This window comes from Selenomonas sp. oral taxon 892 str. F0426 (genome assembly GCF_000468035.1).
In the GTDB taxonomy this organism is placed as follows: Bacteria; Bacillota; Negativicutes; order Selenomonadales; family Selenomonadaceae; genus Centipeda.
Window position 1 is genome coordinate 1 of sequence record NZ_KI260525.1, and the last position, 11,676, is coordinate 11,676.

Here is an 11,676-nt window from a genome sequence, read left to right on the forward strand (position 1 = left end):
CGGCGGAATCGCCGCTGCAGGAGCAGCGGGGCGTGCACCGCCACGGCCGCCAGCGGGGCGCGCGGGACGCCCAGCGCCCGCACTCCCGGATGCACTGCTCGATGAGCGGGGACGATCCTGCGACTCTGTACGTGTCTTTGCAGGGGCCTGACGCACGATCACAATGCCGGGCGCCTTTGTGCGCGCACGCAGCACGGGTTTCTCCTCGGAGGCATTTGCATCCTTCGCTGCAGATGCCTCCGTCGTTTTCTCAGCGACAGAATTATCTGCTGGTTTTTCAGCCGCAGACTGCTCCTGCGCAGGATGCTTTTCCCGTTTTACCGGACGCTCAGAGGCACGCGGAGCGGGGGATTTGCTCTGCAAAGACTCCTTTCGCACAGGCTTTGCCGTACGGCCAAGTTCTGCCTTGACGGCAGTGCGCTCTTCTTCACCGACTGCGCTGAACATATTTTTCACTTTATAGTTTTTGCTCTTTAGGATATCAATAATGGTATCTTTGTCCGTCTTGAATTCCTTTGCCAAATCGGTGATTCTGTATTTCGATTCTGACATCAATCCACCCCCGTCGGTATATCCTGCAAATAGGCGCTGAGCCTGTCCGCAAATCCTCTATCTATAAGCACAGCGACGGCACGATACTCTTTTCCAAGACAGTGCCCAAGCTGCTGCATCGTCAGTAACTCCGCTGCCGGCACATGCATCCGTGCGGCCATGCGGGTAAATTTTGTCTTTGTCTCCTCCGAAGCATCTTCCGCAATCAGGAGGAACTGTCCCTGCTTCCGCTTCAGAGTTTCCTCCGCCATAAATGCGCCGGATGGGATACGGCGAGCGCGTGCTGCCATACTGAGGAGATTCATGATGCGCTGCTCCATTGCCGCATTCATCCCCTTCCCCCCTCATACTGTCGGAGAACTTCCTCCAACGCATCGTAGACAGATGCGTCAACACGTCCCTTAAACGACCATGAAAGGCCTTTTTGTCTGCGTGCCTGTCGGAGGCATTCCGCCGAGGGACAGAGATACGAGCCGCGTCCCGGACTCTTGCCTGTCGGATCGACAGCAATCGCCCCCTCTGGGCTGCGCACAATACGTACGAGTTCGCTCTTCGGATGGAGCTGGCGACAGCCGACACACAGCCGCTCGGGCTGGCTCGTCTGTGCCATTATGCCTCCTCTGCAGCAGGTTCATCAAAAATTGGGGACTCGGAAGAATCATCCGCCATGAGTTCCTGTGCCTGTGACTCGCTCTTGATATCAATCTTCCAGCCCGTCAGTTTTGCCGCAAGGCGGGCATTCTGCCCCTCCTTGCCGATCGCCAGCGAGAGCTGATAGTCCGGCACAACGACGCGCGAAACTTTTTCGGCCTCGTTCACCGCTACTGAGATGACCTTCGCAGGGTTGAGCGAATTCGCGATGTAGGTCGCGGGATCGTCACTCCATTTCACAATGTCAATCTTCTCGCCAGCAAGCTCATCGACGACTGCCTGCACGCGCATATAATGCGGGCCAACACAGGCACCGATCGGATCGACGCGCTCCTCTGTGGAATGAACAGCAACCTTTGAGCGGCTGCCGGCCTCACGCGCAATCGACTTAATTTCGACCACGCCTTCCTGTATCTCCGGCACTTGCAGCTCGAAGAGCTTTTTGAGGAGTCCTGGATGTGTGCGCGAGAGAATGATCTGCGGGCCGCGCGCCGTGCGCTTTACCTCAATGATGTAGGCACGCAGTGTGTCCCCGTAGTTATACTCCTCCGTCGGCAGCTGTTCCGTCGCCATGAGCACCGCCTCGGCACGCCCGATATCAACGAAAACATTGCGCCCCTCGACACGCTGTACAATGCCTGTCACGATATCCGACGTGCGGTTCATGTACTCATCGTAGACAATCCCGCGCTCAGCCTCTCTAAGACGCTGCATGACGACCTGCTTTGCAGTCTGTGCAGCGATACGTCCGAAGTTCGCAGGGGTCATCTCAATCTCGACCACATCGCCAACCTCATAGTCCGGGTTTATGGCGCGCGCCTGTGCAAGAGAAATGTACTCAATGTCATTCTCCGGGTCCTCGACAACCTTCTTGATGGCAAAGACGTGGAATGCCCCTGTCTCTCGTGACAGAGCAATACGGACGTTCTGCGCCGAATTGAAGTTGCGTTTGTATGCCGAACTCAGTGCCGCATCAATGGTCTCAAAGAGAAGTTCCTCGTCGATGCCTTTCTCGTAGGCAAGTTCCTTCAACGTTTGAAGGAATTCCTTTCCGCCGTTCTTCTCCTTTGTGATTTTTCTCGCCAAAACCCAAATCCTCCCTAAAAGTCGATATGGAGACGTATCTGTGAAACCTGCTCCATAGGAATTCGTATGCTGTCGTCGAGTGTCAGGGTTTCTCCATCACAGCCTGTGAGTGCGCCCGTCCACTGTTTCTTTCCATCCAAGGGAGCGTACAGCGTCACATCAACTTGCTTGCCATGTTCACGCTCGAAATCACGTTTTTTGCGCAGCACACGATCAAGTCCCGGCGACGATACCTCAAGGATATAAGCATCCGGAATGAAGTCCTCACGATCAAGGATCTCCTCAAGGCGTTCACTCAGCGCCTGACAGTCATCGATATCAATGCCGCCCTCCTTGTCAATATAGACACGCAGATAATAGTCGCGCTCGCGCACGTACTCGACATCGACCAACTCCAACGCAGGAGTACTCTCCAAGAGACCGTGCACAATCTCCTCGACGCGCTCCTCGATCTTTGCGCTCATGCTCTCCCTCTTCTCATACGTAATGAAAGAGTGGGTTTTCACCCACTCTTTCCAGATCTTAAATGAATTTAGTTGAGTATAACATAGGATAGGCCCTTTGTAAAGCCCCTCTTTTCGCATTCTTAGACTTATCTGCCATACAGTTTCCGCATGAGCCACGCCATGATACGCCCACGTCCAATGAGGCTGATGAGCGTACCAAACACGAATACACCGACAATCACCATGACGATGGCAGGCAAGGCAACAAAGATGAACAAGGCGAGAAGCGTCCCAAGAACAATCGCCCATGCAAGACTTGTGAGAAGCGAACGACTCTGCGATGTATGTCCAATCCGAACATAGCGCACGGAGCTGCGCGCTCCGCTGCCGTATGCATAGCCACCACTCGTCTGCCCTTCATCCTGCGGCTCTGCACCGCTTTCATCTACCGTCACACCGCGATAGGCGTCATTCTCTTCACGGCTCATTGGCCGCACACGTGGGTCCTGTTCCATAGGAGCCTCCCCTCTCTAAAATTTCAGCGTTCCATGAACGACGCTGTAGAGCATCGTGACAAATCCCTCCTCCCCAAGATAGCGGGGGTCAAAGGGAATACATCCAACGATCTCGCGCATACGCTCATGTGCTGAACGCACCGTTTTTTGATCCGAACCAAACACATGGTAGAGCTCTGTGATGGATGTGAGGTCAATATTATTGATCTCGGCAAACAGAAAGATCGCTGCTGTCAGAGCTTCTGGCGTCTGAGCACGCATGGGATCTGACTGTGCATAGTCGAGGAAGAGCTCACACATGAGATGCTGCGCATAACGGCTAAATCCAAGCTTCTCCGCAATCGTTCGGAGTACACTGAGTTCTTCTGTGTACACGTGAGCATCCACCGTACGCCGGATGATTTTTGGCAGTGCATGCCGCGGCAGAACATCGAGCTGTGCGAGTGTCGAGAGCACATGGATCGTATGGCGCACAAGAGCCGCCTCACGTTCGAGAAAGTCGTCTATCTCAGCATCAGGTGCCTGCATACGAAAGAGTTCATACTCTCGATGGAGCGTCTCGCTGATGCGTCGCTGCAGACGCTTGCTGGCAGGAATCGCCGTAATGTAGTTGAGCATCATCATGCCCTCATCGCAGATGTGCCCGAAAAGAATGCTCTTCATGAGCGTCCCCGGGATATCAGGATGGGGCAGAATGACCTCCTCATCACGCAGGATGTCACGACAGACAACATGATCCTCATACTCCTCCGTCACAGCCAGCACGGCAAAACGCGCCGCCAGGAGGTCACGGATAATCTCGCGCTCATCGTAGCTGAGACTGTCCCACTCATGTTCGCTGTAGTATTCGATTGGTGTTTCATCGGTAGCGATCATGTGATAGTCGAAGAAGAAGTAGTCCCAGAACCGGAGCCAGAAGATCTCCTTTTCCTCCTCGGACGCGTGCTCATACGCATTCATATCATAGAGGCTGCCCGTGTAGATCATTGCTGCACGGCCGATGTCTACCTGATAGGCGGGACGCCGAAAATACTCACCAATGCGATGCAGGAGATCGTTGAGCTGTATATTCAGCTCCTCCATCTCGATGCGCTCATCCTCCTCGATATCCTCGATCGTCAGCCCCTCGATCTCCTCCCATTCAACATGTTCCGGCAAGCGAAAACGTCCCGTAATATAAAACATCTCGAGATCCGCTTCCAATTCGCCGATATCGACATCGTACTCCCCCGTCTCATCAAGATAGACCAAAAAAGCGCGCATACGGGCAAAATAATCCTCGACATGGCGTTTTAGGGGACGACGGTCAATATGTACCTTGGCATAGCGAAAGAAAAGCGCGAGATAATCAATACGGATAAAGAGCCGCGCAAGCGAGTCATCTCTGCGCTGGATCACAACGAGAAAATCCTCTATGCAGTACCAATCTGTGCACAGATCCTCATTGCTTCGTCCACGCCATGCCGCTGACCGCAAATAACGCTCAACCCGCGTACGTGAAACGAAGATATTTGCACGCCCATGTGCCAGGTAGAACTGCTTGACTAACGTGTAGACATTGTCCATGAGTCCTCCTGCATCAAGCGTTTTACAACATCAATTTCAATACGGCTTATCCTAACAAATGTCCGAAACAATGTCAATGCGCCGGACGCAAAGAAGCGGCTGCGGCCAAGAAAGCCGCAGCCGTCAATATTTTACGTAAAGAGATCCTTGAACTTCTCAGTGAAGCTCTTCTGCTCGGGATTCACTGCATCGCCGCTGAGTGCAGCGAACTCCTTGAGAAGTTCCTTCTGTTTTGAGGAAAGCTTCTGCGGCGTCGTGACCTTGACGCGGACGTGTTCGTCGCCGCGCCCCGTGCCGCGCAGGTTCGGAATTCCCTTGCCCTTAACACGCAGCACCGTACCCGTCTGAATGCCCGCAGGCACCTTGAGATCGACTGCACCATCGAGCGTCGGTACCTGAACGGTATCGCCAAGCGATGCCTGCACGAACGTGATGGGGATCTCGATGATGACGTCGTTGCCGCGCCGCTGAAAGAGCTCATGCGGACGGATGAATATGTAGACGTAGAGATCGCCATTCGCACCGCCGCGCACACCTGCCTCACCGCCGCCGCTGACGCGCACACGCTGTCCGTCGTCCACGCCGCGCGGGATGTTGACCTTGATCGTCTTCGTAATGCGCTTGCGGCCCGTTCCATGGCAGTCGCCGCAGGGATTCTTGATGATCTTGCCCGTGCCGTGGCACTGGCTGCACGTGCGCGAGGTCATCATGCTGCCAAACATCGTCCGCTGCATGACCTGCTCCTGCCCGCTGCCGTGACACGTCGAACATGTTTCGGCAGTCGAGCCCTTTGCTGCGCCCGATCCATCACAGGTTGGGCAGTTCTCCTCGCGTGGGATGGAGAGTTCTACCTCCTTGCCGAATGCGGCTTCCTCAAACGAGATCTCGAGATCATAGCGCAAGTCAGCACCGCGTTCGGGTCCCTGTCGGCGCGCACGACGTCCGCCGCCCATGCCGAACATATCAAAGATATCGTTCATGTCGAAGCCGCCGAATCCGCCGGCACCGCCGAAGGGATTTCCTCCGGCAGAGCCGCCGCGCCGCGGGTCGAAGGCATCATGGCCAAACTGGTCGTATGCCGCCTTCTTCTGCGGATCCTTCAGCACATCGTACGCCTCGTTGACCTCCTTGAATTTCTCTTCGGCAGTCTTGGGGTCGTCACGATTGAGATCGGGGTGGTATTTGCGCGCGAGTTTCTTATATGCCTTTTTGATTTCATCGTCCGAGGCACCCTTTTGGACCCCTAGGACTTCGTAGTAATCGCGTTTCTCGCTCACGATACCACCTTACTTCTTATCATCCTTGACTTCGGTGAACTCCGCATCGACGACGTTATCATCCTGTGGTGCACTCTGTGCGCCCCCATTCGCATCGGTCCCCGGAGCACCGCCTGCCGCACCCGCTGCCTGCTGCGCCTGCTGATAAGCAGCTGCGGAGAGCTCATAGAGCGGCTGACGAGCCTCCTCGGTCGCCGCCTTGATTGCCTCGATATCCGAGCCTTTGAGGGCTTCCTTCAGCTTGTCAATGGCAGCCTGCGTCTTGGAGACAAGCGCCTGATCCGCGTTCTCGCCAAGATCCTTGATTGCCTTCTCCGCCTGATAGACGAGGGAGTCACCCGTGTTGCGAGCGTCGACGGCTTCCTTCTGCTTCTTGTCCTCGGCGGCGTGCGACTCGGCCTCCTTGACCATGCGCTCAATGTCCTCTTTGCTCATGCCGCTGTCGGACTGAATCGTAATCTTCTGCTCCTTGCCCGTGCCGAGATCCTTCGCCGATACATTGACGATGCCGTTCGCATCGATGTCGAACTTGACTTCGATCTGCGGCACGCCGCGCGGTGCGGGCGGGATGTCCGTAAGCTGGAAGCGGCCGAGCGTCTTATTGCCCGCAGCCATCTCGCGCTCGCCCTGCAGAACGTGGATCTCAACACCCGGCTGATTGTCCGCCGCCGTCGAGAACACCTGACTCTTCGAGGTCGGGATGGTCGTATTGCGGTCGATGATCTTCGTGCAGACGCCGCCGAGCGTCTCGATGCCGAGCGAGAGCGGCGTGACGTCGAGGAGCAGGACGTCCTTGACCTCACCGACAAGCACGCCGCCCTGGATCGCCGCGCCGATGGAGACACACTCATCTGGGTTGACGCCCTTCGACGGCTCCTTGCCGAGGATCTTGCGGATGGCTTCCTGCACGGCAGGGATACGGGAGGAACCACCGACGAGGATGATCTTGTCGATATCATTGCCCGAGAGACCCGCGTCTTCCATCGCCTTACGCGTCGGGATCATCGTGCGCTCGACGAGATCTGCCGTCAGCTCATCGAATTTTGCACGCGAGAGCGTGAGATCGAGATGCTTCGGGCCGGTCGCATCCGCCGTGATAAACGGCAGATTGATATTCGTCTGGCTCATGCTGGAGAGCTCGATCTTCGCCTTCTCCGCCGCCTCGATGAGACGCTGTGCACTCATCTTGTCCTGCGAGAGGTCGATGCCGTTTGTCTTCTTGAACTCCTCGACCATCCAGTCCATGACCTTCTTGTCGAAGTCGTCGCCGCCGAGAACCGTGTCGCCGTTCGTCGCCTTAACCTCAAAGACGCCCTCACTGAGTTCGAGGATGGATACGTCGAACGTACCGCCGCCAAGGTCAAAGACGAGAACCGTCTCATCCTGATCCTTGTCGAGGCCGTAGGCGAGTGCTGCAGCTGTCGGCTCATTGATGATGCGCAGAACCTCGAGGCCTGCAATCTTGCCCGCGTCCTTCGTTGCCTGACGCTGACTGTCGTTGAAATATGCCGGAACGGTAATGACTGCCTGCGAGACTGTCTCGCCGAGGTATGCCTCCGCATCGCTCTTGAGTTTCTGCAGGATCATCGCAGAGATCTCGGGCGGCGTGTAGTTCTTGCCGTCAATCGTTACATGATAGTTTGGGTCACCCATATGCCGCTTGATGGACGAGATTGTGCGGTCAGGGTTCGAGACTGCCTGGTTCTTTGCAAGGCGGCCAACGAGGCGCTGCCCGTCCTTCGTAAAGCCCACGACAGACGGCGTGATGCGGCTGCCCTCAGGATTCGTGATAACTGTGGGCTCGCCGCCCTCCATGACGGAGACAACGGAGTTCGTCGTTCCAAGATCAATACCAATTACTTTAGCCATTTTATATTCCTCCAAAACACATTTAAGTTGTTGTATGCTTAGTTGCCGGCTACCTGCACCATGGCGGGGCGAATGACCCTGCCCTTTGCCTGATAGCCCTTCTGCAGCACCTGCGTGATCGTACCGTCCTCCACATCTGGATTCTCGACACGCATGACCGCCTGATGGATGTTCGGATCGAACAGCTGCCCATCTGCCTCAATATTCTCAAGCCCATGCTTGTCGAGGACCTCGCGCAGCTGCGTGAAGATCATCTCCACGCCCTTTTGAAAAGCCTCCACATCTGTCTGTTCCACCGCCATCGCACGCTCAAAGTTATCAAGCAGCGGCAGGAGGTCCGTGAGCAGATTCTGCGTGATGACAGCTGCGAGTTCCTCCTTCTCCTTCATTGTCCGGCGGCGAAAGTTCTCAAAGTCTGCCTGAAGGCGCAGAATGCGGTCATTCTTTTCCTGAAGCTGTGCCTCAAGTTCAGCTGCATTATCCTCTTCGGGCACATCCTCCACAGGCACATCAGCAGGTGCCGTTTCGGATACTTCCTCTACTAGCGGAGCCTCTGCCGTCGCATCTGCAGTCATCTCTTCCTTTTCCTGCAAACTGTTCACCTCTCCTACCATTTCAGCTGATAGATCATCTCTGTCAGATTTGTATTTACATAGTCCAATATGCGCATCGCCTTCGCGTATTCCATACGCGTCGGCCCGAGTACGGCGATCGTTCCGAGCAGCCTGCCGTCGACATGATAGGTCGCCGTGATAAAGCTGCTGTCCCAGAACGTGCTGTTCTTGTTCTCACGTCCAATCGTGACCTCGAGGCCCTCTCCGGCATGTGTATGCAGGATATCCTTGACAAGATCCTCTCTCTCAAGGACAAGCAGCATCGCCCGGACACGCTCAACATCCTGAAACTCAGGATTGCCGAGCAGCTGCGCCGTACCGCCGAGGTAGAGCCGATCCTCTGACCGTCCCTCCAATGCTCTGTGCATGACCTCCACGGCAGCAACGAAGATCGACTCATCGCCGATCGCATCGCGTACACGGCGCATATCCGTCTTCGTCACATCACTGAGAGTCTTGCCTGAGAGCACCATATTGACTGCCCCCGCCATGCGCTGAAAGTCTGCGTATGTTGCACCGTCCGGAATCTCGACAATGCGGTTCTCCACAAATCCCGCGTCCGTCATGAGCACGGCAATCGCATGCGTCATATCGAGCGGCAGGAACTGCAGCATGCGGAATGTCGACTGTGCCGCCTGCGGTGCGAGTACGAGAGATACATTGTGCGTCACGTCCGCGATCAGCCGCGCCGTCTCCTGAAACACCTCATCGAGGCGTCGCACGCGTCGGTTGTACCAATCGTGAATCTTCTTCTTCTCGGCATCCGTCACAGGTGCGATGGGCTGCAAGCCGTCGACGTAGAACCGGTAGCCCTTCGATGAGGGAATACGTCCGGCAGATGTGTGGGGATGCTCCAGATAGCCGAGCATCTCGAGATCTGCCATCTCATTTCGAATTGTGGCAGGGCTGATGCCGAGATTATATTTCTGCGCGAGTGTCCGTGACCCGACTGGCTCCGCCGATGCGATGTAGTCATCGACGACTGCCCACAGGATTTGACTCTTGCGCGCGTCCAGATCGTCCGACATTCACCCCTCTCCTCTCCTTTCACAGTCTGTTAGCACTCTGCAAAACTGAGTGCTAATCAAAATCTATACTGAATATACACGGTAAAAAGCAAAAAGTCAAGAGCAAAATGACAAAAAGTCAAAGTTTTTTAGAGAAAAAGAGAGCTTCACTCAGAAGCTCTCTTTTTGAACTATTTATCAGTGATTCTATGGGTTATTAAGCTGTTGTCTCTTCACTCTTCCCATCGAGTACGTTGAAGATGTAGACAGCGCGGATCTCCACAGGAGTTACGCCAAGATCCTCAATCGCGGTGAGCAGCCCCGAGGCGAGCACAGCGCGCTCCGCCTTGCGCTCCTTTGCGGTGATGATCGAGAGTGCCGGCTCATCCTGCGGATAGAGCGTCACAATGCCATTGCCAAACGTCACTTCGAAAGAGCCGTTCGCCGTCTGGTAGAGGAAGCTGAGTGCCTGCGCAGACGTATTGCGGATTTCCTTTGGATCGGGAATGTCAACCTTCTTCGATGAGGGCTTGATCGCCAGCTTCTCCGGTGAATAGTTGACTGTATAGATGCCATCAAGGTCGCGCGAGCCGCCATCCGTAAAGAGCACAGGGATTGCCTCAGACGTATTGTGTGCCGGATCCTCAGGACGGAACCCGCGGTCACCGCGCGTCCTGCCGAGATCAAACCCGAACGATCCGTCCTTGTGCTCGACGAAATCATGCGCCTCGGGCGTGCTGCCATTCATCACGACGACACGGTTTGCCCAATTCGTCGGTGCCGCATCCTGCGGCATCTGAATCGTCACGCCGTCAGCGAACGAGCGCTCCTGCTTCGCCGTCGCAGAAACAACGGTCTGTGCTGCTGCCCCCGATCCGTTCCCGGTCGAAGCCCCAGCGTTCGTATCGCCTCCGCCCCTGATCTCACCAATGCTGCCCAAAACGCGGTTTGCCGCCGCGCCGGTAAGCCCTGTCGTCACCTGTGTGACAGAGCCCGTGCTCGTGATCACGGCTCTGCCCTCCGGCGTGCTCATATCGAACCCGCGCATCTGAATCGTCAGCTTTCCGGGTGCATAGCGGAAACGATAGTTGGAAATCGCCGAGGCACCCGTGTAGCCGGCGGTAACAGACGCCGGATCAATATGGATCACGCCCGGATAAGAACCGCCCTGCGTCGTCGGTGTGATTGCTGCATCATAGTAAGAACGGATGCCGCTGACCTCGTCGCCCGCCAAGAGGCCACGCCACGAGGTGCGGTCGCCGCGCTCGATCACGTACTCTGTCACAACAGGATTCGGCTCGCCGTAATCGCGTGTAACATTTCCCGCAGTCACGAGGACTTCACGCGGAACGATGGCAAATCTGCCATCCACATAGAGAATATTGTAATTGGCATCCGTGCCCTGCGAGAACTGCGCAGCAGAGGCGCGCGTCCAAAGTCCGCTGGTGCCCGCATCCGCGGTAACGGTTGCCATCGGGTCAATCGTCTCCGTAATGGAGGAGACTGCATCTCCGTTTGCAAGCCCCGTTGTGGCATCAGACGGACGGACATTGATGCGCTGCGTACCGTTCACATATTGTGCCGTTGCATTCTCCGCACCAAAGGCACGTTCCTTGTCACCCGCCGTAATATAGAGGTCACGCTTCGTGATATCGAAGCCGCCATCAACATAGGTAATGTTGTAGTTCGACGCCTTACGATTGCCCATGAGGCGCATATTCGTGATCTGCGTCTTGAGTCCCGATGTGCCGACATTGCTGGTGACGAGTGCATTCGTCGACTCCGTAACATCGGCAACGGTATCACCGTTCACGAGTCCCGTCGTCGCCGTCGCGGCATCAGTGCGGAACTTCGTTGTGCCGCCCGTATAGACGGCGGTACTGTTCTCCGTGCCGTAGATGCGCGTCTTGCTTCCTGCATAGAGTGTCAGATCGCGCGGCGTGATGACAAAGCTGCCGTCCTCGTAGGAAACATCATAGTTATTGGCATTTCCTACACCGAAAACAGCACTGCTGATCATTGTCTTGAGGCCTGCCGTACCTGCATCCGTCGTGACGGTCGCACGCGGGTCAATCGTCTCCGTCACCGAGGAA

11 protein-coding genes and 1 pseudogene are annotated in these 11,676 nt (G+C 55.8%); all 12 read right to left on the reverse strand.

Going from position 1 to position 11,676, the window contains the following annotated elements; genetic code table 11:
- A pseudogene (locus tag HMPREF1992_RS02600) lies at positions 1–552 on the reverse strand (translation initiation factor IF-2 N-terminal domain-containing protein); the annotation flags it as partial.
- Positions 552–884, reverse strand: coding sequence for a L7Ae/L30e/S12e/Gadd45 family ribosomal protein (locus HMPREF1992_RS02605; RefSeq protein ID WP_021684263.1), 333 nt, complete (start codon positions 882–884; stop codon positions 552–554). The gene HMPREF1992_RS02605 and the pseudogene HMPREF1992_RS02600, both read right to left, overlap by 1 nt.
- Positions 881–1,162, reverse strand: a complete 282-nt coding sequence (rnpM, locus tag HMPREF1992_RS02610) for an RNase P modulator RnpM (RefSeq protein WP_021684264.1) — start codon at positions 1,160–1,162, stop codon at positions 881–883. Before rnpM ends, HMPREF1992_RS02605 begins: the two co-directional genes overlap by 4 nt.
- Entirely contained in the window at positions 1,162–2,289 is a 1,128-nt protein-coding gene (nusA, locus tag HMPREF1992_RS02615; protein WP_021684265.1) for a transcription termination factor NusA, read from the reverse strand. The genes rnpM and nusA overlap by 1 nt, the downstream gene beginning before the upstream one ends.
- A 14-nt stretch (positions 2,290–2,303) precedes the next feature.
- Positions 2,304–2,753, reverse strand: coding sequence for a ribosome maturation factor RimP (gene rimP / locus HMPREF1992_RS02620; RefSeq protein ID WP_037358214.1), 450 nt, complete (start codon positions 2,751–2,753; stop codon positions 2,304–2,306).
- A 128-nt stretch (positions 2,754–2,881) separates the two neighbouring features.
- Positions 2,882–3,250, reverse strand: coding sequence for a hypothetical protein (locus tag HMPREF1992_RS02625; protein ID WP_021684267.1), 369 nt, complete (start codon positions 3,248–3,250; stop codon positions 2,882–2,884).
- A gap of 15 nt (positions 3,251–3,265) precedes the next feature.
- Complete coding sequence (locus HMPREF1992_RS02630; RefSeq protein WP_021684268.1) at positions 3,266–4,816, reverse strand: hypothetical protein; 1,551 nt, start codon at positions 4,814–4,816, stop codon at positions 3,266–3,268.
- A gap of 131 nt (positions 4,817–4,947) precedes the next feature.
- On the reverse strand, positions 4,948–6,093 hold the full coding sequence (gene dnaJ, locus HMPREF1992_RS02635; RefSeq protein WP_021684269.1) for a molecular chaperone DnaJ: 1,146 nt from the start codon (positions 6,091–6,093) through the stop codon (positions 4,948–4,950).
- Between the two features lie 9 nt (positions 6,094–6,102).
- On the reverse strand, positions 6,103–7,962 hold the full coding sequence (gene dnaK, locus HMPREF1992_RS02640) for a molecular chaperone DnaK (RefSeq protein ID WP_021684270.1): 1,860 nt from the start codon (positions 7,960–7,962) through the stop codon (positions 6,103–6,105).
- 38 nt (positions 7,963–8,000) lie between these two features.
- The gene (gene grpE, locus HMPREF1992_RS02645; RefSeq protein WP_021684271.1) at positions 8,001–8,576 is read right to left on the reverse strand and encodes a nucleotide exchange factor GrpE; all 576 of its coding nucleotides are present in this window, start codon (positions 8,574–8,576) and stop codon (positions 8,001–8,003) included.
- Positions 8,570–9,604 carry a heat-inducible transcriptional repressor HrcA gene (gene hrcA, locus HMPREF1992_RS02650; protein WP_021684272.1) on the reverse strand — a complete coding sequence of 345 codons (1,035 nt, stop codon included), beginning with the start codon at positions 9,602–9,604 and terminating at the stop codon, positions 8,570–8,572. The genes grpE and hrcA overlap by 7 nt, the downstream gene beginning before the upstream one ends.
- Before the next feature lie 196 nt (positions 9,605–9,800).
- The coding region (locus HMPREF1992_RS02655) for an MBG domain-containing protein (RefSeq protein WP_021684273.1) at positions 9,801–11,676 on the reverse strand (1,876 nt) is incomplete at its 5' end.

Excerpts from the sequence above, each read along its gene's own strand:
- rimP (WP_037358214.1), bottom strand. The coding sequence starts at position 2,753 with ATGAGCGCAAAGATCGAGGAGCGCGTCGAGGAGATTGTGCACGGTCTC.
- dnaK (WP_021684270.1), bottom strand. The coding sequence starts at position 7,962 with ATGGCTAAAGTAATTGGTATTGATCTTGGAACGACGAACTCCGTTGTC.
- grpE (WP_021684271.1), bottom strand. The coding sequence starts at position 8,576 with ATGGTAGGAGAGGTGAACAGTTTGCAGGAAAAGGAAGAGATGACTGCA.
- HMPREF1992_RS02605 (WP_021684263.1), bottom strand. The coding sequence starts at position 884 with ATGAATGCGGCAATGGAGCAGCGCATCATGAATCTCCTCAGTATGGCA.
- rnpM (WP_021684264.1), bottom strand. The coding sequence starts at position 1,162 with ATGGCACAGACGAGCCAGCCCGAGCGGCTGTGTGTCGGCTGTCGCCAG.
- HMPREF1992_RS02630 (WP_021684268.1), bottom strand. The coding sequence starts at position 4,816 with ATGGACAATGTCTACACGTTAGTCAAGCAGTTCTACCTGGCACATGGG.
- hrcA (WP_021684272.1), bottom strand. The coding sequence starts at position 9,604 with ATGTCGGACGATCTGGACGCGCGCAAGAGTCAAATCCTGTGGGCAGTC.
- HMPREF1992_RS02625 (WP_021684267.1), bottom strand. The coding sequence starts at position 3,250 with ATGGAACAGGACCCACGTGTGCGGCCAATGAGCCGTGAAGAGAATGAC.